This window comes from Pseudomonas sp. GW821-FHT01E05 (genome assembly GCF_059422425.1).
On the sequence record NZ_JBWKWW010000016.1, the window covers coordinates 1 to 23,660 of the forward strand.

General features: G+C 59.5%; 19 protein-coding genes. 15 read left to right on the top strand and 4 right to left on the bottom strand.

Features of this window, described 5'->3' with window-relative positions; translation table 11 throughout:
• Positions 1 to 553 precede the first annotated feature (553 nt).
• Positions 554 to 826 carry a hypothetical protein gene (locus AC07W5_RS26690; RefSeq protein ID WP_494991998.1) on the bottom strand — a complete coding sequence of 91 codons (273 nt, stop codon included), beginning with the start codon at positions 824 to 826 and terminating at the stop codon, positions 554 to 556.
• Positions 827 to 1,397: 571 nt separating this feature from the next.
• Between AC07W5_RS26690 and glpD the strand changes: the two genes are divergently transcribed.
• From glpD to AC07W5_RS26730, 8 genes are all read left to right on the top strand, one after another.
• Positions 1,398 to 2,936, top strand: coding sequence for a glycerol-3-phosphate dehydrogenase (glpD, locus tag AC07W5_RS26695; RefSeq protein WP_495024619.1), 1,539 nt, complete (start codon positions 1,398 to 1,400; stop codon positions 2,934 to 2,936).
• Positions 2,937 to 3,495: 559 nt separating this feature from the next.
• Positions 3,496 to 4,410: a glutamate/aspartate ABC transporter substrate-binding protein gene (locus AC07W5_RS26700; RefSeq protein ID WP_494991995.1), complete on the top strand. Its 915-nt coding sequence runs from the start codon at positions 3,496 to 3,498 to the stop codon at positions 4,408 to 4,410.
• Positions 4,411 to 4,603: 193 nt separating this feature from the next.
• Positions 4,604 to 5,350, top strand: a complete 747-nt coding sequence (locus AC07W5_RS26705; RefSeq protein WP_494991994.1) for an amino acid ABC transporter permease — start codon at positions 4,604 to 4,606, stop codon at positions 5,348 to 5,350.
• Positions 5,347 to 6,015 (top strand): amino acid ABC transporter permease, encoded by a 669-nt coding sequence (locus AC07W5_RS26710; protein WP_494992146.1) that lies wholly within the window; start codon positions 5,347 to 5,349, stop codon positions 6,013 to 6,015. The genes AC07W5_RS26705 and AC07W5_RS26710 overlap by 4 nt, the downstream gene beginning before the upstream one ends.
• Positions 6,012 to 6,746 carry an amino acid ABC transporter ATP-binding protein gene (locus AC07W5_RS26715; protein ID WP_494991993.1) on the top strand — a complete coding sequence of 245 codons (735 nt, stop codon included), beginning with the start codon at positions 6,012 to 6,014 and terminating at the stop codon, positions 6,744 to 6,746. Before AC07W5_RS26710 ends, AC07W5_RS26715 begins: the two co-directional genes overlap by 4 nt.
• A gap of 143 nt (positions 6,747 to 6,889) precedes the next feature.
• Entirely contained in the window at positions 6,890 to 8,791 is a 1,902-nt protein-coding gene (gene aauS / locus AC07W5_RS26720) for a two-component sensor histidine kinase AauS (RefSeq protein ID WP_494991992.1), read from the top strand.
• The gene (aauR, locus tag AC07W5_RS26725; RefSeq protein WP_495024620.1) at positions 8,788 to 10,113 is read left to right on the top strand and encodes a two-component response regulator AauR; all 1,326 of its coding nucleotides are present in this window, start codon (positions 8,788 to 8,790) and stop codon (positions 10,111 to 10,113) included. The genes aauS and aauR overlap by 4 nt, the downstream gene beginning before the upstream one ends.
• Positions 10,114 to 10,143: 30 nt before the next feature.
• The gene (locus AC07W5_RS26730; RefSeq protein WP_494992145.1) at positions 10,144 to 10,473 is read left to right on the top strand and encodes a GlpM family protein; all 330 of its coding nucleotides are present in this window, start codon (positions 10,144 to 10,146) and stop codon (positions 10,471 to 10,473) included.
• 162 nt (positions 10,474 to 10,635) lie between these two features.
• Here AC07W5_RS26730 and AC07W5_RS26735 read toward each other — a convergent pair whose 3' ends face one another.
• Positions 10,636 to 11,403 carry a MipA/OmpV family protein gene (locus tag AC07W5_RS26735; RefSeq protein WP_494991990.1) on the bottom strand — a complete coding sequence of 256 codons (768 nt, stop codon included), beginning with the start codon at positions 11,401 to 11,403 and terminating at the stop codon, positions 10,636 to 10,638.
• A gap of 216 nt (positions 11,404 to 11,619) precedes the next feature.
• Between AC07W5_RS26735 and AC07W5_RS26740 the strand changes: the two genes are divergently transcribed.
• The 6 genes from AC07W5_RS26740 to AC07W5_RS26765 are packed head-to-tail and all read left to right on the top strand — an operon-like array spanning position 11,620 to position 18,887.
• The gene (locus tag AC07W5_RS26740) at positions 11,620 to 12,330 is read left to right on the top strand and encodes an HAD-IB family phosphatase (protein WP_495011093.1); all 711 of its coding nucleotides are present in this window, start codon (positions 11,620 to 11,622) and stop codon (positions 12,328 to 12,330) included.
• Entirely contained in the window at positions 12,323 to 13,717 is a 1,395-nt protein-coding gene (locus AC07W5_RS26745; protein WP_494991988.1) for an aspartate aminotransferase family protein, read from the top strand. Before AC07W5_RS26740 ends, AC07W5_RS26745 begins: the two co-directional genes overlap by 8 nt.
• Positions 13,714 to 14,589 (top strand): alpha/beta hydrolase, encoded by an 876-nt coding sequence (locus AC07W5_RS26750; protein WP_495011094.1) that lies wholly within the window; start codon positions 13,714 to 13,716, stop codon positions 14,587 to 14,589. The genes AC07W5_RS26745 and AC07W5_RS26750 overlap by 4 nt, the downstream gene beginning before the upstream one ends.
• A gap of 14 nt (positions 14,590 to 14,603) precedes the next feature.
• Positions 14,604 to 15,728: a GNAT family N-acetyltransferase gene (locus AC07W5_RS26755; protein ID WP_494991986.1), complete on the top strand. Its 1,125-nt coding sequence runs from the start codon at positions 14,604 to 14,606 to the stop codon at positions 15,726 to 15,728.
• Positions 15,728 to 17,500, top strand: a complete 1,773-nt coding sequence (locus tag AC07W5_RS26760; RefSeq protein WP_495011096.1) for a sensor histidine kinase — start codon at positions 15,728 to 15,730, stop codon at positions 17,498 to 17,500. Before AC07W5_RS26755 ends, AC07W5_RS26760 begins: the two co-directional genes overlap by 1 nt.
• Complete coding sequence (locus AC07W5_RS26765) at positions 17,490 to 18,887, top strand: sigma-54-dependent transcriptional regulator (protein WP_495011097.1); 1,398 nt, start codon at positions 17,490 to 17,492, stop codon at positions 18,885 to 18,887. Before AC07W5_RS26760 ends, AC07W5_RS26765 begins: the two co-directional genes overlap by 11 nt.
• A 150-nt stretch (positions 18,888 to 19,037) precedes the next feature.
• Here AC07W5_RS26765 and AC07W5_RS26770 read toward each other — a convergent pair whose 3' ends face one another.
• Positions 19,038 to 20,072 (bottom strand): alpha/beta fold hydrolase, encoded by a 1,035-nt coding sequence (locus tag AC07W5_RS26770; RefSeq protein WP_494991983.1) that lies wholly within the window; start codon positions 20,070 to 20,072, stop codon positions 19,038 to 19,040.
• 246 nt (positions 20,073 to 20,318) lie between these two features.
• Positions 20,319 to 22,631 carry a 5-methyltetrahydropteroyltriglutamate--homocysteine S-methyltransferase gene (gene metE / locus AC07W5_RS26775; protein WP_495024621.1) on the bottom strand — a complete coding sequence of 771 codons (2,313 nt, stop codon included), beginning with the start codon at positions 22,629 to 22,631 and terminating at the stop codon, positions 20,319 to 20,321.
• 106 nt (positions 22,632 to 22,737) lie between these two features.
• Between metE and metR the strand changes: the two genes are divergently transcribed.
• A complete protein-coding gene (metR, locus tag AC07W5_RS26780; protein WP_494991981.1) occupies positions 22,738 to 23,655 on the top strand; it encodes a transcriptional regulator MetR in 918 nt (305 codons plus the stop codon).
• The last annotated feature ends 5 nt before the right edge of the window (positions 23,656 to 23,660 follow it).

Sequence of the window (23,660 nt, forward strand, 5' to 3'; positions counted from 1 at the left end):
CTCTGAGGTTGCCCGTTTTGTTTATGGTGCCATCTGCGCCCGCAATCGCCGTCCGATGACGTCCATTAAATCGCAGCCGTCGCGCAGCGGGATAGCGAGGACCCGGGCGAAGGAGTCGATCGTTCCCACGCTCTGCGTGGGAATGCCTCACTGGACGCTCCGCGTCCGCGTTGGCAGTGACGCAGAGCGTCACGGGCTGCATTCCTTTGCGGCGCGTGGGAACGATCATTGGCAGATCTGACCCCCAGTAATCAAAAAACGGGCGCCTCTGAGGTTGCCCGTTTTGTTTATGGTGCCATCTGCGCCCGTAGTCGCCGTCCGATGACGTCCATCAGATCGCAGCCGTCGCGTAGCGGGATAGCGAGGACCCGGGCCAAGGAGTAGATCGTTCCCACGCTCTGCGTGGGAATGCCTCACTGGACGCTCCGCGTCCGCTTCGGCAGTGACGCAGAGCGTCACGGGCTGCATTCCCACGCAGAGCGTGGGAACGATTATTGGCAGACCTGACACCCAGTAATCAAAAAACGGGCGCCTCTGAGGTTGCCCGTTTTGTTTATGGTGCCATCTGCGCCCGTAGTCGCCGTCCGATGACGTCCAGCAGATCGCAGCCGTCGCGTAGCGGGATAGCGAGGACTCGGGCGAAGTCGTGCAGGACCACGGTGTCGGAGTGGATCTCTTCGCGCATGGCGAGGTTTTCCAGGAGTTGGGTCACGGCGCGGATGCGGTAGTCAGCGGTTTCGTGCAGCACGTCGAGGGGCGCTTCGGTGTCGATCAATAGGGCGTGGAAGTCGTTGTCGACTCCGGTGATTGGCATGTATCGATTCATGGGTAAAACTCCATCCAGAATTGAAGAGAGCTACCGCTCAATCGTCGCCAAACGAAAGGGTGGCAGCTGTACGCAGGTTGGCGAACCGGGGATGGTAACCGGCAGACCCGAAAGTCTCCCGCGCACAGCCGCCATAAAGCAGCCTTGCGGGTGCAAAAACGCCTGCAAGCAAGCAGAGAGCTTTTGCATATCATCCTCTGGGTCGCCAAACCCGGTCGCCATATGGGCGACCGGCGGACTATAAGCTTCATCCTCCGGGCCGTGCAAGGCGTTGACGTGGCGGGATTTCCGAGGCGGGTGCAGGACGTGCGGTGCTGGCCCGAAAAACATCGCAGCCTGCGGCAGGACCTACAGCGGAGCGCGGTCAATTGTGGCGAGCAAGCTCCCACGCCACATAGACCGCTCGCGCGCCCCTCCCTGGTCTAAATGTTCGAAAATTTTCCTTTTGGCGTCCTTCGATCAGTATTTTCAATCGAAGCTGGCTGGCTGCGCCTGTGTTTATGCGCTACCATTTTCGAAAGCGAACACAAATGTTCGAATTCAAATACCAAGAGACCCCTGAGGCCAGCCGATGCCCACTTCTACCTTGCCCATGCCTCCTCTTGCCGATGTCTACGATATCGCCGTCATCGGCGGTGGAATTAACGGCGTGGGGATTGCAGCTGATGCCGCCGGTCGCGATCTGTCGGTGTTCCTTTGCGAAAAGGACGACCTGGCCAGCCACACTTCGTCCGCCAGCAGCAAGCTGATTCACGGCGGCCTGCGCTACCTCGAACATTACGAATTCCGCCTGGTGCGCGAAGCCCTGGCCGAGCGCGAAGTGCTGCTGGCCAAGGCCCCGCACATCGTCAAGCAGATGCGTTTCGTATTGCCGCACCGCCCGCATCTGCGTCCAGCCTGGATGATCCGTGCCGGCCTGTTCCTTTATGACCACCTGGGCAAGCGGGAAAAACTCGCCGGTTCCAAAAGCCTGAAGTTTGGCCCTGATAGCCCGCTGAAAAGCGAAATCACCAAAGGCTTCGAATACTCCGATTGCTGGGTCGATGACGCCCGCCTGGTCGTCCTGAATGCCATGGCCGCCCGCGAAAAAGGCGCCCACGTTTACACCCGGACTCGCTGTGTCAGCGCCCGTCGCAGCGAAAGCCTGTGGCACCTGCAGCTGGAACGCGCCGATGGCAGCCTGTTCTCGATCCGCGCCAAGGCGCTGGTAAACGCCGCCGGCCCGTGGGTCGCCAAGTTCATCCGCGATGACCTGAAGATGGAATCGCCGTACGGAATTCGCTTGATCCAGGGCAGCCACCTGATCGTACCAAAGCTGTATGAAGGCGAACACGCGCACATTCTGCAAAACGAAGATCAGCGCATCGTCTTCACCATTCCATACCTCAACCACTTCACTCTGATTGGCACCACCGACCGCGAATACACAGGTGATCCGGCCAAAGTGGCGATCACCGAAGGTGAAACCGACTACCTGCTCAAAGTGGTCAACGCCCACTTCAAGAGGCAAGTCAGCCGCGACGACATCCTGCACAGCTATTCCGGCGTTCGTCCGCTGTGCAACGACGAATCCGACAACCCCTCGGCCGTCACCCGCGACTACACCCTGGCGCTGTCGGGCAGTACTGAACAAGCGCCGCTGTTGTCGGTGTTCGGCGGCAAGCTGACCACCTACCGCAAACTGGCCGAGTCGGCGATGGCCCAACTGGCACCGTATTTCAAAGACATCAAGCCAGACTGGACCGCCCATGCCCCCCTGCCGGGCGGCGAGGACATGACCACACCGCAGGCGCTGAGCTCGTTGATCCGCGACCAGTACGACTGGCTGCCGATTGAAATTTCCCGCCGCTGGGCCACCGCCTACGGCAGCCGCACCTGGCGATTGCTGGAAGGCGCGAAGAGTATGAGCGACATGGGTGAACACATCGGTGGCGGCCTCTACTCTCGCGAAGTCGATTACCTGTGCAGCGAAGAATGGGCCGTGAGCGCTCAGGACATTCTTTGGCGCCGCAGCAAGCTGGGGCTGTTCACCACCAAGGCAGAGCAGCAGCAATTGCAGCAGTATCTGGACAAGGTCAAACAGAACCGCAGCAAAATCGAAGCGGCCTGATCGCTTTTCATAGCCGCTATAAAATCATTCCCACGCTCTGCGTGGGAATGCCTGACCGGACGCTCCGCGTCCGCTCTTGTGACGCAGAGCGTCACTGGATGCGTTACCACGCTGAGCGTGGGAACGATCAAAACGCCCCTGAACCGAAAGGTTCAGGGGCGTTCTCATAGCCGCTTTAAGATCGTTCCCACGCTCTGAGTGGGAATGCCTGACCGGACGCTCCGCGTCCGTTCTTGTGACGCAGAGCGTCACTGGATGCGTTACCACGCTGAGCGTGGGAACGATCAAAAACAGGCCAATCAATCATTCGGTTTTCCGAACGCGCCTTATGGCCTGATTCGGTTTGCCGGATTTTTCATCCGGAAAATCATCGTCTTAAATAAATAATAATCTTTAAAATCAACAGCTTGACTAATTAAAACCAGTCTGGCACGAGTCATGCTCTACACTCTTGGACGAATGCCTGATGTGCCCACACTTCAGAAGCCCTCAAGGTATTTGCAGTACAGAAAGGCCGATGAACTGGCTTCATAAAAAAAACAATGTCGAGGAAAATTTGATGCGTATCGTTCCCCATCTTCTGGGCGCAGCTATCGCTGTTGCTCTGATTAGCACTCCAGTTTTCGCAGCCGAACTCACCGGCACACTGAAGAAAATCAAAGAATCCGGCACCATCACCCTTGGACATCGCGACGCTTCCATTCCGTTTTCCTACATCGCAGACGCTTCCGGCAAACCGGTCGGCTACTCCCACGATATTCAGCTGAAAATCGTCGAAGCCATCAAAAAAGACCTGGACATGCCGAACCTCAACGTCAAGTACAACCTGGTCACCTCGCAAACCCGTATCCCGCTGGTGCAGAACGGCACCGTGGACGTGGAATGCGGCTCCACCACCAACAACCTCGAACGTCAGCAGCAAGTTGACTTCTCCGTCGGCATCTTCGAAATCGGTACCAAGCTGCTGGTGAAAAAAGACTCGCCGTACAAAGACTTCCCCGACCTCAAAGGCAAGAACGTCGTGACCACCGCTGGCACCACGTCCGAGCGTATCCTCAAGTCGATGAACGCCGACAAGCAGATGGGTATGAACGTTATCTCCGCCAAAGACCACGGCGAGTCCTTCCAGATGCTGGAAACGGGCCGTGCCGTTGCTTTCATGATGGACGACGCCTTGCTGGCAGGTGAAATGGCCAAGGCCAAGAAGCCGACCGACTGGGTCGTGACCGGTACTCCACAGTCCTTTGAAGTCTACGGCTGCATGGTCCGCAAGGGCGACGCGCCATTCAAGAAAGCTGTCGACGACGCCATCGTTGCGACCTACAAGTCCGGCGAAATCAATAAGATCTACGAAAAGTGGTTCATGCAGCCAATCCCGCCGAAGAACCTGAACCTGATGTTCCCGATGAGCGAAGAGCTCAAGACCCTGATCGCCAATCCGACCGACAAAGCGGCTGACGAAAAGAAATCCTGATTTCTGACTAACCTTATCTCCTGAGAGGGCCACTGCCCTTTCAGGGGGTTGTCACTCCCTGCTGGCATTTTTGGAAACACTCGAACCGGTGATTGTCGAGCCGCTCGTGTGTGCCTGACCGTCAAGGTCGGGCGGGAATGGATCTTCCCCTGGCGGGCACTTGTACATCGATCGAATCCGAGGGGAGACCCTAATGAATTACAACTGGGACTGGGGCGTGTTCTTCAAGTCCACTGGCGTGGGCAGCGAGACCTATCTCGACTGGTACCTCACCGGTTTGGGCTGGACCATCGCCATCGCCATCGTGGCCTGGATCATCGCCCTGCTGCTGGGCTCGATTCTGGGCGTCATGCGCACCGTACCGAATCGTGTCGTGTCGGGCATCGCGACCTGCTACGTGGAACTCTTCCGTAACGTGCCGCTGCTGGTTCAGCTGTTTATCTGGTACTTCCTGGTACCGGATCTACTGCCGCAAAACCTGCAGGACTGGTACAAGCAGGACCTGAACCCGACCACCTCCGCCTTCCTCAGCGTCGTCGTCTGCCTGGGCCTGTTCACCACTGCTCGCGTTTGCGAACAAGTGCGTACCGGTATCCAGGCGCTGCCGCGTGGCCAGGAATCAGCCGCCCGTGCCATGGGTTTCAAGCTGCCACAGGTCTACTGGAATGTGCTGCTGCCCCAGGCCTACCGGATCATCATTCCGCCGCTCACCTCGGAATTTCTCAACGTCTTCAAGAACACGTCCGTGGCCTCGCTGATCGGACTGATGGAGCTGCTCGCGCAGACCAAACAGACCGCCGAGTTCTCCGCCAACCTGTTCGAAGCCTTCACCCTGGCGACCCTGATCTACTTCACGCTGAACATGAGCCTGATGCTGCTGATGCGCATGGTCGAGAAGAAAGTCGCTGTGCCCGGCCTGATTTCCGTGGGGGGTAAATAATGGACTTCAGTGGAATCGTACAGGCCACACCGGGCCTGTGGAACGGCATGGTGATGACCCTCAAGCTGATGGCCCTGGGCGTCAGCGGCGGGATCATCCTCGGCACAATCCTGGCGCTGATGCGCCTGTCCCACAGTAAACTGCTGTCGAACATTGCCGGCGCCTACGTTAACTACTTCCGCTCGATCCCGCTGCTGCTGGTCATCACCTGGTTCTACCTGGCGGTGCCGTTCGTACTGCGCTGGATCACCGGTGAAGACACCCCGATCGGCGCATTCGCCTCGTGCATCGTGGCCTTCATGATGTTCGAAGCGGCCTACTTCTGCGAAATCGTCCGGGCTGGCGTGCAGTCGATTCCCAAGGGCCAGATGGGCGCTGCCCAAGCCTTGGGCATGACGTATGGCCAGATGATGCGTTTGATCATTCTGCCGCAAGCGTTCCGCAAGATGACCCCGCTGCTGCTGCAACAGAGCATCATCCTGTTTCAGGACACCTCGCTGGTCTACGCGGTCGGTCTGGTGGATTTCCTCAATGCTTCGCGCGCCAGTGGCGACATCATCGGCCGCTCCAATGAGTTCCTGGTCTTCGCAGGTCTGGTGTATTTTATAATCAGCTTTGCCGCCTCGCAGCTGGTCAAGCGTCTACAAAAAAGGTTTGCCGTATGATCTCTATCAAGAACGTCAACAAGTGGTATGGCGACTTCCAGGTACTGACTGACTGCAGCACCGAGGTCAAAAAAGGCGAAGTGATCGTGGTGTGCGGGCCGTCCGGCTCCGGCAAATCCACCCTGATCAAATGCGTCAATGCCTTGGAGCCGTTCCAGAAAGGCGATGTGGTGGTCGATGGCACGTCCATCGCCGACCCGAAGACCGACCTGCCGAAACTGCGCTCGCGCGTTGGCATGGTGTTCCAGCATTTCGAACTGTTCCCGCACCTGACTATCACCGAAAACCTGACCATCGCACAGATCAAGGTGTTGGGTCGCAGCAAGGAAGAAGCCACCAAAAAAGGCCTGCAACTGCTTGAGCGCGTCGGCCTCTCCGCCCACGCCCACAAGCACCCGGGCCAACTCTCCGGTGGTCAGCAACAGCGTGTGGCGATTGCCCGTGCGCTGGCGATGGACCCGATCGTCATGCTGTTCGACGAACCGACCTCGGCGCTCGACCCGGAAATGGTCAACGAAGTACTCGACGTGATGGTGCAACTGGCTCACGAAGGCATGACCATGATGTGCGTGACCCACGAAATGGGCTTCGCCCGTAAAGTGGCGGACCGGGTGATCTTCATGGACCAGGGCCAGATCATCGAAGACTGCCGCAAAGAAGAGTTCTTCGGTGACATCAACGCCCGCTCCGACCGCGCCCAGCACTTCCTAGAGAAGATTCTGCAGCACTGATCTTCGAGGCATACGCGACCCCCTGTAGGAGCGAGCTTGCTCGCGATGAACGCCAACGATAACCGGGGTGACTGATACCCCGCCGCTACGCGGCTATCGCGAGCAAGCTCGCTCCTACATCTGGTTGACCCAAGGCATCTGTGATGAAATGCGACCCAACTCTCTATCGCGCCGCGCCGCCATCACTCGCCGTGAAACCCCGCCTGATTCGCCAGCTGTTCCTGCCACCGCTGGTCATCCTGTTGATGATCGGTCTGGGTTACATCGGCTTCTGGACCAGCGAGCACTACGGGATTCGCACCCTCAGCGAGAACGGCGAGCGTCAGTTGGAACTGCACGCCCGCGCCGTCGAAAGCGAGATCAGCAAATACACCTACCTGCCCAGCCTGCTGGAACTCGAATCCAGTGTCTCACTGCTGCTGGCCGAGCCATCCCCCGAACACCGGCAGATGGTCAATGATTACCTCGAAGGCCTGAACCGGCGCAGCCGCAGTCGGGCCATTTACGTGATGGACACCACTGGCCGCGTACTGGCCACCAGTAACTGGCGCGATGTCGACAGTTACCTGGGCGAAGACCTGTCCTTCCGCGCCTACTTCCAGAACGCCGTGCGCGGTCAGCCGGGACGCTTCTACGGCATCGGCAGCACCAACGGCGAACCCGGCTACTACCTGGCCCACGGCCTGGAACGGCAAGGCAAGATCATCGGTGTCGCGGTGGTCAAAGTGCGCCTGGAAGCTATGGAGGAGCGCTGGCAGCGGGCGCGCCTGGAAGCCTTCGTCAGTGATGAAAACGGCATCATCATCCTCTCCAGCGACCCGGCGCGACGGCTCAGGGCAGTCCGCCCTCTCAGTGATGAAACCAAGGAACGCCTGGCGCGCAGCCTGCAGTATTACTGGTTCCCGCTCAACGAACTGCAACCGCTGGCCCGCGAACGCCTGGCCGAAGGCGTGGAAAAACTGACTTTCCCCGCCAACACCGAACTGGAGTCGGATGAAAAGGACATCAGCTACCTGTCGCAGACTCGTCCGTTGAGCGATACGCCGTGGAACTTCACCCTGCTGACGCCCCTGCAAGACCTGCGACGCGAAGCCATCAACCAGGGGATTCTGGTGGCCGTGGCATTTGCCCTGTTAGCGTTTTTGCTGATTGCCTGGAACGAACGACGCAAGGTCATCGCCACCCGCCTCGCTGCCCGTGAAGCCTTGCAGGAAGCCAACAACCAGCTGGAGCGCAAGATCGCCGAACGCACGGCCGACCTGCGTGCCAGCAACGAACGCCTCAAGGGCCAGATACGCGAACGGCGACAAGCCGAAGAAACCTTGCGTCGCGCCCAGGATGAACTGGTGCAAGCCGGAAAGCTGGCAGCCATCGGCCAGATGTCCACCAGCATCGCCCACGAGTTGAACCAGCCGCTGGCAGCCCTGCGCACCCTCTCGGGCAATACCGTGCGCTTCCTGGAGCGCGGTGCGCTGGACACTGCCAGTGCCAACCTCAAAACCATCAACGAGCTGATCGACCGCATGGGCCGCATCACCGCGAGCTTGCGCTCCTTCGCCCGTCGCGGCGATGACCAGGGCCAGGCCAGCCTCGGTAAAGCCGTCGACGCGGCCTTGCAGTTACTGGGCAGCCGCCTGGAAAACAGCGAGCTGCAACTGCACCGCTGTTTCAGCGATGTACAGGTGCAAATCGATCAAACCCGTCTGGAACAGATTCTGGTCAACCTGATCGGCAACGCCCTGGACGCCATGCAGGCGCAGCCGTTGCCCGAATTATGGCTGGAAGGTGAAACCGTCGACGGCAAATACCGTCTGCGGGTACGCGATAACGGCCACGGTATCGACGCCGAGACGCGCAAGCATTTGTTCGAACCTTTCTTCACCACCAAACCTGGCGAACAGGGACTGGGTCTCGGCCTGACCCTGTCGGCGAGCCTGGCCGCTGCCACTGGCGGCAATCTGGGCGTCGAACACCCGGCCAGCGGTGGTACCGCCTTCGTCCTCAGTTTACCGTTGGTAAGCCCTACTCAAGCCGAGCCGCTATGAACACCGACCTTACCGTGCTGATCGTCGAAGACGACCCCCATGTCCTGCTCGGCTGCCAGCAAGCCCTGACCCTGGAAGATATTCCCTGCATTGGCGTCGGCAGTGCCGAGGAAGCCCTGGCGCAAGTCGGCGACAATTTCGCCGGGATCGTCATCAGCGATATTCGCCTGCCAGGCATCGATGGCCTGGAACTGCTGACCCGCCTCAAGGCCCGCGATCGCAGCCTGCCGGTCGTGCTGATCACCGGCCATGGCGATATCTCCATGGCGGTCGGCGCGATGCAAAAAGGCGCCTATGACTTCATGGAGAAACCCTTCTCCCCTGAGCGTCTGGTGGACGTGGCCCGGCGTGCGCTGGAACAGCGCAGCCTGGCTCGGGAAGTCTGGTCACTGCGTCGACAGCTGGCCGAACGCGACTCACTGGAAGGCCGGATCATCGGGCGTTCGCCGGCCATGCAAAATCTGCGCGAGCTGATCGCCAACGTTGCCGACACCTCGGCCAATGTGCTGATCGAAGGCGAGACCGGCACTGGCAAGGAACTGGTCGCGCGCTGCCTGCATGACTTCAGTCGCCGTCAGTCCCGGCAGTTTGTTGCGCTGAACTGCGGCGGCCTGCCGGAGAACCTGTTCGAAAGCGAAATCTTCGGCCACGAAGCCAACGCCTTCACCGGCGCCGGCAAACGGCGGATCGGTAAAATCGAACATGCCCACGAAGGCACGCTGTTTCTCGACGAAGTGGAAAGCATGCCGCTGAACCTGCAGATCAAACTGCTGCGGGTATTGCAGGAGCGCACCCTGGAACGTCTCGGCTCGAACCAGAGCGTCGCCGTCGACTGCCGGGTGATTGCCGCGACCAAGTCAGATCTGGATGAATTGAGCAAGGCCAGCCAGTTTCGCAGCGACCTGTATTACCGCTTGAACGTGGTGACCCTGGAACTGCCGCCGCTGCGCGAACGCCGTGAAGACATCCTGCAACTGTTCGAACACTTCCTGCAGCAATCGTCCCTGCGCTTTGACCGCACTGCGCCAGAGCTGGACAACCAGACCCTGTCGAACCTGATGAGTCATGACTGGCCGGGCAACGTGCGTGAGTTACGTAACGTTGCCGAACGTTTTGCCCTCGGCCTGCCGGCGTTCAAAAAATCCGGCGGCAGCGTCAGTCAAGGCCTGGGTTTTGCCGAGGCGGTCGAGGCCTTCGAGCGTAACCTGCTCAACGATGCCTTGCAGCGTAGCGGCGGCAACCTGACCCAGGCCAGCCTGGAACTGGGCATGGCCAAGACCACGTTGTTCGACAAGGTCAAGAAATACGGCTTGAGCCACTAACCCTACACCTGCGAGAACACTGTGGATTTATTGTTGAAGGCGACATTGGGCGCCGCCGTGGTGCTTATTCTGGCGGCACTGGCGAAAACCAAAAACTATTACATCGCAGGGCTGGTGCCACTGTTTCCGACCTTTGCGCTGATCGCCCACTACATCGTCGGCAAAGGTCGCTCAGTGGACGACCTGAAGACCACCATCGTGTTCGGCATGTGGTCGATCATTCCCTACTTCATTTATCTGGCCACCTTGTATGTGATGGTCGATCGTTTGCGCCTGGAGTTGTCGTTGGCCGTTGCAGCCGTCGCGTGGCTGATGGCGGCGACGGTGGTGGTGAGTGTTTGGGTTCGGTTTCACGCCTGATAACGCTTGGCGAGCAATCGAGCGTCGACCGGTTGCTGCTACAGGTTTTCTAATGACCTGCACCCTGGACCGGCCCTCGCATTTACCCTCAAACCCATGTTCGGCCTGCATTCATGATTAATGAAGCCGAAGACAGTTGCTGCTACGAGAGCGCCGCCACCTTCAGAATCTATAACTGATCGCCACTTGCGCTTCGCCCTGATTCGCGTCGCCCTTTTCTTTAACGATGCTGCTCTGCGCCGCTGAGCCCGTGAGATGAATCCAGCTGGCACTGGTCAGCAGCGACCAATGCTGCGCCAGAGGAAAATCCAGGCTTTGGGTCAACGCCAGGTTCTGCAAACCGCCACTGGCGTTGTATTCGCGGATGCCCGAGGCCTGCGCCTCTTGGGCGCTGACCCCAAAGAAGGTCTGGGTCTGCCGGCCATCGGCGAAGTGCGCGGTCAGGTTGCTGCTGCCGATAATCCCCATACCCAGTGGATAGCCAAGCTCCCCACCCACGCGTCCGAGCAGCCCGCCCTGCCCGCCGTTGCCACCCACTGCCTGCCCGACCTGGGCAAACACGCGCCAGAAATCTTGCGGACTGTACTGGATGAACCCGCCCACCTCTGCCATATCCGGCACATTGCGCAGCCCTTGTATCGAGCCATTGGCGCTACGTCCCGGCAGGTAATTGATAAACGGACCGGCCCTGAAACCGGAGGCTTTGAAAGCACTCCAGGTCAATCCATCGTCAGTGCTGAGGCTGACATTCCCCCAGTCCAGATCGAGATACGGCACCGGAGCCGTTTCATAACGACTACCACTAGGGTCATGGGGTTGATAACTGATGCCCAGCCCTGCCTCACCGGTAATGCCGTCAGCCTGAGCGCTGACCGAAAAGCCGCCAAGACATAACAGGCAGGCCAATAAAGCAGTGAAAACCCTGAACATGGAACGATTCCTTATCTATACATGCGTGCATCAATCCCCAGAGCGGCATCGTCGCGCAAGCACTCATGTTTTTTGTAGAGACCTACAAAAATTGTAGCTTCAAGCTTGCCGGTTACCGGCCAAAGCCCGCCAGCCATGGGCCAGGGTCACTTGGCACAGTCCCTGCTCTATCCCCGGCAAGCGCAACAGCGCGCCCCTGGCAAATAGGTAATGCAGATGATTGACTGGCATATCGTGTGTGATTTCGACGGGACCATATCCCGCACCGACGCGATCGACAACATACTTGAACGCTTCGCCGACCCGATCTGGGAAAGCATCGAGCAGGAATGGCTGGACGGTCACATCGGCTCGCGCGAATGTCTGAGCCGCCAACTAGCGCTGGTCAAGGCCACGCCTGCCGAGCTGCTGGCGTATTTCGACACGATCGAAATCGACCCTGACTTCCCGGACTTCGTCGACCACGTGATCGGCCTCGGCGCGTCCATCGAAGTGGTCAGCGACGGCATTGAGCAAGGCATCGCACGGATTCTGGCGCGCAACTACGTCAGCCTGTTGCCAATCCTGGCCAACCGTCTGCGCCAGGTCGACCACAACAGCTGGCGCATCGACTTCCCGTATTCGAGCGACGCCTGCCGCGCCGCCTCCGGCAATTGCAAATGCAAATCCACCCCCAGCAGCAAACGCGTGCTGGTGATCGGTGACGGCCAGTCCGACATGTGCGTGGCCTCCAGCGCCGACTTCGTTTTCGCCAAGGATCGTCTGGCCGAACACTGCGAGCGCAACGGCATTGCCTACGCCCGCTTCGACAGCTTCGCCGAACTGCCTGCATTGCTGGCCAAACTGCCAGCGGCCAGCGCCGCCAACGCCAGCGCCTTCACACTTGAACACTCTTCCGAAACACAGGAACTCTTCCATCATGTCTGATATTCGAATCGCGACCGCAGAAGACCAGATTCTTCTGGAAAAAGAAGCCAAGTACTGCTCCTACGGCGACACCGTTCACTACATCGAACCGCCACGCATCTTCAGCCGTTGCGAAGGTTCCTACGTGTGGGACACCAGCGACCAGGCCTACCTCGACCTGCAAATGTGGTACTCGGCGGTCAACTTCGGTTACGCCAACCCGCGCCTGAACAACGCCCTGAAACAACAGATCGACACCCTGCCGCAGATCGCCAGCCAATACCTGCACAAAGGCAAGATCGAGCTGTCGGAAATGATCGCGGTCGATGCCAAGAACAAGTTTGGCCTGGACGGTCGCGTGCACTTCAACGTCGGCGGTTCGCAGTCCATCGAGGACTCGCTCAAAGTCGTGCGTAACGCCAGCAACGGCAAGAGCCTGATGTTCGCCTTCGAAGGCGGCTACCACGGCCGTACCCTGGGTGCATCGTCGATCACCTCGAGCTTCCGCTACCGTCGCCGCTACGGTCACTTCGGCGAGCGCGCCAACTTCATCCCGTTCCCGTACCACTTCCGTGGTCCTAAAGGCATGACCAAGGAAGAATACGGCAGCCACTGCGTGCAGCAGTTCGCCCGTCTGTTCGAAACCGAATACAACGGCGTCTGGGACCCGAAAACCGGCCAGTGCGAATACGCAGCCTTCTACGTCGAGCCGATCCAGGGCACCGGCGGCTACGTGATCCCGCCGATGAACTTCTACAGCGAGCTCAAGCAAGTGCTGGATCAGCACGGCATCCTGATGGTGGTCGACGAGATCCAGATGGGTTTCTGGCGCACCGGCAAGCTGTGGTCGATCGAGCACTTCGACGTCAAACCGGACGTGATCGTCTTCGGTAAGGCACTGACCAACGGCCTCAACCCACTGGGCGGCATCTGGGCTCGCGAAGAGCTGATCAACCCGAAGGTTTTCCCGCCAGGTTCGACTCACTCCACCTTCGCCTCCAACCCGCTGGGTACGGCGGTGGGCCTGGAAATGTTCAAGATGACCAGCGAAGTCGACTACGGCGCGATGGTCATGGCCAAGGGCAAATACTTCCTGGACGGTCTGCAGGACCTGCAGAAGCGCTACCCGATCATCGGCGACGTCGACGGCCTGGGCCTGGCACTGCGCTGCGAAATCTGCGGTCCGGACGGCTTCACTCCGGACAAGGCCACCCTGGACTTCATGGTTGAGGAAGGCATGAAGGGCGACATCGAAATCGACGGCAAGCGTCTGGGCCTGATTCTCGATGTGGGCGGCTACTACAAGAACGTCATCACCCTGGCCCCGTCGCTGGAAATCAGCTACGAGGAAATCGATCTGGGTATTGCTCTGCTCGACCGCCTGCTTGCCCGAGCCATGAAACGATGAATCCCGCTGTTTCAAAAGACGAGATCGATCTCGGCGAAGGTAGCGCCGGTTTCGTTCTCGGCAGTGGTGAGGTCGCGGTGTTGTTGATCCACGGCCTGACCGGCACCCCGACGGAGTTGCGTCGGGTTGCCATCGGCCTGGCCAAATCGGGTTGCACGGTATACGTGCCAACCCTGGCCGGGCACTGCGGTGACAACGCCGACCTGCAAGCCACTGGCTGGCAGGACTGGTACGAAGGTGTACGCAAGACGTTCGTGGGCATACGCCAGCGGCACGAAAAGGTGTTCGTCGGTGGTCTGTCCATGGGCGCGGTCATGTCCATGTACGTCGCCTCCGAGCATCCGGGGCAGGTCAGCGGCCTGCTGATGTACTCAACCACCCTGCGCTACGACGGCTGGAGCATCCACAAGCTGGCGTTCCTGACCCCCTTGTTGATGAAGATTCCGTTCGGCGTGCACATCTGCAGCTTCGAAGAGAAGCCGCCCTATGGCATCAAGAACGAGCGTCTACGAGCGATCGTCGAACGTCAGATGAAAGACGGCGAAAGCAGCAATGCCGGGCTGTTGACCATGGAAGGCGTCACCGTGCGCGAATTGCACCGGATGAATGCCGTGGTCAAGAAGCGCATGCCGTCGATCAAAACACCGGCCCTGGTGCTGCACTCCATAGAGGACGATATCACCAGCCGCTGGAACGCCGATTATGTCGAACGCAATCTCGGCGGCCCGGTCACCAAGGTCCTGCTGGATAACTGCTATCACATGATCACGGTCGACCTGGAGTACCGCCGCGTTGTGGATCTGAGTGCGGATTTTGTCCAACAGCTTTCCATGAAACCGACCGAGCGCGAAGAGTATCGGCAGCTGGCGTAACTTAAGGAAAAGACGTGATCACCGCCCAAGCCTTCTCGACCATCCAGGCCATCGAGCGCAGTGCCTGGAATGATTGCTTTCCGGATGCTCTGGAGGGTTGGGATTATTACGCTGCCGTAGAGAATGCCGGAATAGAGGACTTTCAGTGGCGCTACCTGGCCCTGTACGAGGGCTCGACGCTACTGGCCGTGGCGCCAGCGTTCATGACCAGGTATCGACTCGGCACTAGAGTTCAAGGGGTGGGCAAGCGTTTCACCGAACGCCTGGAACAACTATGGCCGGGCATTCTGCAATTGCGCCTCTATGTCATCGGCTCGCCTGTGGCCGAGCGGTGCAATGCCGGGACCGCCAGCCATGTTGCAGCGCATCGACGTCAAGCCTTGCTGGAGCAATTACTCAGCTCGGCCCGCCGCGATGCCGATAGTTTCGGTATCGGCCTGCTGGCCGTGAAAGATGCACCCAGTCACGATGAGCAATGGGCCGCCAGTTGCCTTGCGGCAGGTTTTCAAGCGATGCCAAGCCTTCCGACAGCGCTTCTACCGGTGCCATACGGCTCGATCGACGCGTACCTGGGATCTCTGGGCAAATCCACCCGCAAGGACCTGCGGCGCAAGCTTCGCGCCCCCGGGCCACGGATCGAATGGCGGCGCTCCATTGACGACGTTCTGCCGAGCATAATGCAGTTGTACGAAGCGACACTGGCGCGCAGCGATCAGCAGATCGAGCGGTTACCGGCGCGCTACTTCACTGGCATCCTCAAACAACTCGAAGATCGTGCGGCCTGTGTGCTGTATTGGGTCGACGAGCAGTTAGTGGCGTTCAACCTGATACTGATTGACCAGCAACGCCTGATCGACAAGCTTTTCGCCCACGACATCGAATCCAGTCGTGAGCACAACCTGTATTTGCGTAGTTGGCTGGCCAATGTCGGCTACTGTATTCAACACAATATCCCACTGTATGAGTGCGGCCAGGCTGCTTATGCCAATAAGCTGCGGCTTGGCTGTGAGTTTCAGGGCAACATGCTGTTCTTCCGCCATCGCAACTGGCTGCTCAACACAATGCTGAAACTGGTGAAACCGTTTGTCCGACCGGATCGATCCGACCCCGCCATGGCTGCTGCGATAAGCGAAACCTGATGACCAGAAAAAACCGCCGTACCTCACGCCCCTTTGCCATTTCACGCTGGAGCGTCCAGCGCAAACTGGTCCTGGCGTTCTGGCTGGTCAGCGTGGTACCGACGATGATCGCTGCCGAACTCGCGGCGACGACCCTGTCAGAGATTTTCGATAGCAACGTGCGGATCTGGTTGCAGGAGTCGACCAAGATCGTCAAGGACGAAATAGGAGAAATCCTGCGAAGCAATGCGCGGGTCGCCCAACTGTTCCTTCGCTATACCAGACCGCCGTCTTCGCGCTCAGCGGCCAAACATGACAAATTGACGGTAGATATTGCCGACGCCATGGGTATCGACGTAGTCGCACTGATCCGCGAGAGCGATCACAAAGTGGTATTTTCCACCGTTCCCGATGAGATCACCGCGCAACTCAGCACCGAGCCCAATGCGGTATTGCAAACACTCAAAGTAAATGGCGACCTCTTTGGCGCGGTGGTCTCTGTTTTCCACACCAATCAGGACGGCGCAGACTACCAACTGCTGGTCGCCAGCTATCTGGACAGCAGCTTCCTGAACAGTGTGGCGGACGTTCACTCCCTTGACCTGCGCTTGTACCTGTCCAACGCCAACGGGTTCTCCGAGATATTCTCGACCCAACGCTTCGAGGATCACCCCTCTCAAGTACCGAGCAACATCGAGGCGAACATACGCCAAACCAAACTACCCAGCGAACAGTTCACCAGCCGCGTCAGTGGACTTTACTGGCCGATTCTCAACGACCACGGCGAACTGCAGGGTGTTATCTTCAGCGGGTTGCTACGCCACACCAGCCTGGTCGGGCTGGTCAATCAAAGTAACCTTTTCATCCTGATTTTCGTGATTGCGAGCGCCCTGTCACTGGGTGCTGGCTGGCTGGTATCACAGCGTCTGACCCGACCGCTACGCGGCCTCTCCGAGGGGGTTCGGGCAGTAACCGCTGGCGATTATCGCCAACGGTTAGCCGTCACTGGCAGCGACGAACTGGCCGAACTGAGCAGTACCTTCAACCACATGACCGAACGCCTCGGAGAACTTCACCATCTGGAAGCGCAGCTGCGCCGCCGTGATCGCCTGCACGCCCTTGGCGAAGTGGCGATGGGCCTGGCCCATGAAATTCGCAACCCGCTGGGTATCATCAAGACCGCGACCCAGTTATTGCACCGCCGCGCGGACCTGCCCGAGACCGACAAACGTCATCTGGAATATGTGGTCAGCGAAGTCAGCCGGATCAACGACCTGATCACCGAGTTTCTCGACTTTGCCAAACCCAGCGCACCGATACGCTCGACCCTGCTGGCCCGGCCGTTGGTGGAAGATCTGATCGGTTTCTGCGCGCCGGAACTGGCGACCCATAACATCGATGCACGGATCGACGATCAGGTACCCGGCGCGACCGTCTACGCCGATGCACGGCAACTCAAACAGGCCTGCCTGAACCTGATCCTCAACGCCATCGACGCCATGCCCGCAGGCGGTCGTTTGACCCTGGGCATTGCCACAGACAAGGAAGAGACAATCATCAGTGTTGCCGATACCGGCCAAGGCATCGAACCGGATATGATCGAACGTATTTTCACCCCGTTTGTGACCACCAAGGCCACCGGCACCGGCCTGGGCCTGGCAAAAGTCTTCTCGATCATGGAAAACCACGACGGCCGTATCGAATGCGTCAGCGAAAAAGATGCCGGCTCCACCTTCAGCCTGTACATTCCGGCCAACGGCGAAGACAGCGGTGAGGACAACGATGACGCATAATATTCTGGTGGTCGACGACGAGCCCAAGCTCTGTGACCTGTTGTCTTCAGCCCTGAACCAGAACGGCATTCAAGTGTTCACCGCTGGCAATGGCCTGCACGCCCTGGCTGTGCTTGAACAGGAGGACATCGACCTGGTGATCAGCGACTGGCGCATGCCTGGCATGGACGGGCCGCAGTTGCTGGCGGAAATCAAAGTACGCTTTCCGCAACTGCCAGTGATCGTCATGACCGCTTACAGCACGGTAAAAAACGCCGTGCAGTCGATGCGCAATGGCGCCTTCGACTACATCGCCAAACCGTTCGACATCGACGAACTGGACATCACCGTCAGCAAAGCCTTGCAGTTTCGCGACATCCTCAAAGACAACCAGCGCATGCGCGCCGAGCTCGACGAACACCAGCAGATCGACAGCCTGGTGGGTAACAGCTCGACCTTTCGCCGAGTACTGCAAGCAGTGGACTCTGTGCGAGAAAGCAACGCTACGATCCTGCTGACCGGTGAAAGCGGTACCGGCAAGGAAATGGTTGCCCGGGCCATCCATAAACACGGCAACCGTGCCGACAGACCCTTTGTCGCGGTCAACTGCGCGGCCATCCCGGAAGGCCTGCTGGAAAGCGAAATGTTCGGCCATCGCAAAGGTGCCTTTACCGGCGCCGTGACCGATCGCGTGGGGCGCTTCATGCAGGCCGACAAGGGCACGCTGTTCCTCGATGAAGTTGGCGACATGCCCCTGGCCTTGCAAGCGAAAATCCTGCGGGCCTTGCAGGAGCGCGTGATCGAGCCGGTGGGCGACCCGCGCGAGCGCAAGGTCGATGTGCGGGTCATCGCCGCCACCAACAAAAACCTGCTGGAAGCGGTGGCCAATAAAGAGTTTCGCGAAGACCTCTACTACCGTCTGAACGTGTTCCCTATCCCGCTGCCCGCCCTGCGCGAACGGGTCGAAGATATCGCGCCGCTGGCCCGCCATTTCGCCCACACCCTGGGTGCCACCGCTGGCAAACGCATCACCGGCTTCAGCCCGCGCGCGCTGCAGGTCATGACCAATTACGCCTGGCCGGGGAATATCCGCGAACTGCAAAACTGCGTGGAGCGCGCGACCATCGTTGCCTGCGGCAGCATCATTGAAGACAGCGATCTGCCGGCCTATCTGTTCGCCTCACAACCCTCCAGCAGCGGCGCCAGCGCGATTCTCAGCGAAGGTACCGGCGTGCCTGAGGATCTGGACGCAGCGCTGGCCGAAGTGGAAAAGAACTACATCCTCGCCGCCCTGCAACAGAGCAACGGCGTACAGGCCGCCGCTGCGCAGCTGATCGGCATCTCCGAGCGCAGTTTCTGGTACCGGTTGAAGAAGCTCGGGATTCATGTGGACAAGATTGTGCGCTGAGCAACATTCCGCGCCTGTCGCGATAACTTGATCGTTCCTGCGCTCCTGCGTGGGAATGCCTCTCTGGACGCTCTGCGTCCGCTTTTGTGACGCAGAGCGTCACGGGCTGCATTCCCACGCAGAGCGTGGGAACGATCAGCAGTCTCTGGGTTACAACAGGTTCGGCGTCAGCACCGGATCAATCTGTGCCCAATGCGATGTATCTTCGCGATGGCTCTGCAAATACGGCAACACCGCCGCCAGCAGCGGCGCCTTGAACGCCTCCTGAAAGCGATGAGCCAACCCGGGAATCAGCTTCAACTGACTGCCCTGGATATGCGCCGCCAAATGCACGCCATGCATCACCGGCAGCAACGGGTCGGCGGTGCCGTGCACCACCAGCGTCGGCACCCGCAGCTGATTGAGCAATGCCACCCGGCTTGGTTCAGCCAGGATCGCCATGATCTGGCGCTTCACGCCTTCGGGGTTGAACGCCCGGTCATACGACACCGCGGCCTGATGCAGCAGCGCCTGCCGGTCATCCGCCACCTGCGGGCTGCCCAGTGCCGCCAGTAAATCCGCCTGTTGCTCGAGCGCCACTTCGCGGTTCGGCGCGCTGCGCCGAGAGAGCAACTGCACCAACGCCGCGCTCGGCGCCGGCAAGCCTTCGGCACCGGAACTGGTCATGATCAGGGTCAGGCTTTCCACCCGTTGCGGCGCCATCGCCGCCATATGCTGGGCAATCATCCCGCCCATGCTCGCACCCAGCACGTGGAACTGCTGCACATGCAAGGCATCCATCAGGCCCAACGCATCGTCAGCCATGTCCGTGAGCGTATACGGCGCCGACACCGGTAAACCGAGTTTGTAGCGCAACACTTCAAAGGCCAGGTTGGCGCTGGCGGGTGGCTCGCGCCAGGTAGAGAGCCCGACATCGCGATTGTCGTAGCGGATCACCCGAAAGCCCTGCTGACACAGCGCGACGACCACCTCGTCCGGCCAATGAATCAACTGCCCGCCCAGCCCCATCACCAGCAGCAACGCCGGATCCGAGGCACGGCCAATGCTCTGATAGGCCAGATTGACCTGATTGAGCTCGACCTGTTGGGTCGGTACGTTGACATCGCACCGTGACGCCGCAAAAGCCGGCAGGCCGAACACCAGTGCGACCAGAAAAAATGCCGACTTTAAAAAAAATGCACGCATGAAAAACACCGAAACGCAGAAACCCAGTAGAGCGCGAGTCTGATGAACTTTGATCAAGCGCGCTGCCACAGTTACGTGACAGTTTGATGAAGATTGCCGAGCGGTTGCTAATATCAGAGGAGCTGATCGTTCCCACGCTCTGCGTGGGAATGCAGCCCGTGACGCTCCGCGTCACAAGAGCTGACGTAGAGCGTCTATTGAGGCATTCCCACGCGGGAGCGTGGGAACGACCAAACAAAAAGGCTTTTACGCCAACTGACTCCTCAACTGCCGCGCCGCCGCGACCATGTTCACCAGTGCCGCTTCAGTTTCCGGCCAGGCGCGGGTTTTCAGGCCGCAGTCGGGGTTGATCCACAGTCGTTCGGCGGGGATGCGTTTGACCGCTTCGCTCATCAGTTTGATCATCTCGGCAGTGTCCGGCACCCGTGGCGAGTGGATATCGTAGACGCCCGGACCGATATCGTTCGGGTAGTCGAACGCCTCGAACGCGTCCAGCAGTTCCATGTCCGAGCGCGAAGTCTCAATGGTGATCACGTCGGCATCCATGGCTGCGATGGACTGGATCACGTCGTTGAATTCGCTGTAGCACATGTGGGTGTGGATCTGGGTCTGGTCCTGAACCCCCGAAGCTGTGAGACGGAAGGCCTCCACTGCCCAATCCAGATACTCCTGCCATTGCGCACGACGTAACGGCAGGCCTTCACGGAAGGCGGCTTCGTCGATCTGGACAATTTTGATTCCGGCCTTTTCCAGATCGACCACTTCATCACGCAGGGCCAGTGCCAATTGCTGCGCCTGGACTTTGCGCGATACATCTTCGCGCGGGAAGGACCACATCAGCATGGTCACCGGCCCTGTCAGCATGCCCTTCATGACGTTGTCGGTCAGGCTCTGGGCGTACTGAATCCAGTCCACGGTCATGGCATTCGGGCGGTTCAGGTCGCCGTAGATGATTGCCGGTTTCACGCAACGCGAACCGTAGCTCTGGACCCAGCCGAAGCGGGTGAATAGGTAACCGTCGAGTTGCTCGGCGAAGTACTCGACCATGTCGTTGCGCTCGGCTTCACCGTGGACCAGCACATCGAGACCCAGGCGTTCCTGGACTTGCACGGCGTGACGGATCTCGCTACGCATGGCGTCGGTGTAGTCATTGGCGGACAGCTTGCCTTGCCTGAACGCCTGACGCGCCAGACGAATCGAGGCGGTCTGCGGGAACGAGCCAATAGTGGTGGTCGGGAACGCCGGCAGGTTCAGACGAGCACGTTGCACCTCGATGCGCTGGGCGAACGGCGATTGGCGCTGGCTGTCAGCCGCGCTGATGGCGGCGATACAGGCCTGAACCTCTGCCTTGTGAATGCGCGGCGACCGGGCACGGCTGGCCTGTACGGCGCGGCTCTCAGCCAGCGCGGTTTGCACCGCAGGGGCTTGCGGATCGTTCAAGGCATCGCGCAGCACAGAGATTTCGCCACACTTCTGCACGGCGAAAGCCAGCCAGCTTTTCAGTTCGGCATCCAGTTTGTCTTCGCGGCCCAGGTCAACCGGGCTGTGCAGCAGCGAGCAGGAACCGGCCACCCAGAGGTTGTCGCCGAATCGCTGCTGGGCAGCTTGCAGTTGCTCCAGCGCCTGTTCCAGCTCGCAGCGCCAGACGTTGCGACCATTGACCAGGCCCACCGAAAGGACTTTGTAAGTCGGCAGGCGGTCGAGTACCGCCGCCAACTGTTCCGGAGCGCGCACCGCATCGATGTGCAGGCCATCCACTGGCAGGCCGACGGCCAGCCCGAGGTTGTCTTCCAGACCGCTGAAGTAGGTCGCCACAAGTTTTTTCAGCGGTGAATATTGCAGGATGTGGTAGGCGCGCTCGAAGGCGTTTTTCCATTCCTGGGGCAGGTCGAGGGTCAGGATCGGCTCGTCGATCTGCACCCACTCCACGCCTTGGGCCGCAAGCCGACCGAGGATTTCACCGTAGATCGGCAGCAAACGCTCCAACAGGTCGAGTTTGTCGAAGTCGTTGCCTTTGGCCTTGCCCAGCCACAAGTAGGTCAGCGGACCGATGATCACAGGTTTGATCTTGTGCCCCAGCGCCAGCGCTTCATCGACTTCTTCGAACAGCTGCTCCCAGCTCAGTTTGAACCGCTGGTCAGCGCTGAATTCCGGGACCAGGTAGTGGTAATTGGTATCGAACCACTTGGTCAATTCCTGAGCGTATTGCGCGTTGGCATGCTCCCCGCCGCAGCAGGAGGCAGTGGCGCCACGAGCCATGGCGAACAGCGTATCGAGGGTCGGCAGGCCACGGGCATCCTTGACGCTGTCGAATCGCTCGGGGATCACCCCGAAGGTCAGCGAGTGGCTCAGCACCTGGTCGTACCAGGCGAAGTCGCCAACTGGTAGCAAGTCGATACCCGCATCCTTTTGCAGTTGCCAGTGTCTGGCCCGCAGTTCACGGCCAATGGCTTGCAACGCACTCTGCTCGAGGTCGCCCTTCCAATAGGATTCAAGGGCTTTTTTCAGTTCGCGGTCAGCGCCGATGCGCGGGAAACCAAGATTGTGGGCCAGGGCCATGACGGCATTCCTCCATAAAAGATGGCTCTATTGTCGACAGCCAAGGCAACATGAGACAAACTCAATCTTTTCGTATTGATCACAAGTTTTCCTCATGGAGGCCTCAGTGCTGGAAATCCGTCACCTGAAGACCCTGCACGCCTTGCGCGAAGCAGACAGCCTGGTTGAAGCCGCCGAGCGCTTGCACCTGACCCAGTCCGCGTTGTCCCACCAGTTCAAAGAGCTGGAGGAGCGCATGGGTATGCAACTGTTCGTGCGTAAGACCAAGCCGGTGCGTTTCACCAGCGCCGGGCTGCGCCTGTTGCAGCTGGCCGATGCCACTTTGCCGCTGCTGCGCGGTGCCGAACGGGATATCGCCCGGTTGGCCGGTGGCACTGCCGGACGTTTGCACATGGCCATCGAATGCCACAGCTGCTTCCAGTGGCTGATGCCGACCATCGACCAGTTCCGCGATGCCTGGCCGGAGGTTGAGCTGGACCTGGCTTCAGGTTTCTCTTTCGCTCCCCTGCCCGCCCTGGCCCGTGGCGACCTGGATTTGGTGGTGACGTCCGACCCGTTGGAGCTGGCGGGCATTACTTATGTGCCGTTATTCACCTACGAAGCAATGCTCGCCGTGGCCAACCAGCATCGGCTGGCGAACAAGCCGTACATCGTGGCGGAAGATTTACTCAGTGAAACCTTGATCACCTACCCGGTGGAAAGGGACCGGCTGGACATCTTCACCCGTTTCCTGGAGCCGGCGGATATCGAACCGGCACAGGTGCGCACCTCGGAGCTGACGGTGATGATGATGCAGTTGGTGGCCAGCGGCCGTGGCGTGTGCGGCATGCCCCACTGGGCTCTGCATGAGTACAGCTCACGGGGTTATGTGAAGGCTAAGCGGTTAGGCGAAAAAGGGTTGTTTGCGACGCTGTATGCGGGCATTCGCGCCGACATGCTGGACGCGCCGTACATGCGCGACTTCTTGCTGACGGCCAAAGACACCTCATTCTCGACCCTGGATGGAGTGAGTGCGGTGCGCTAAAGAGC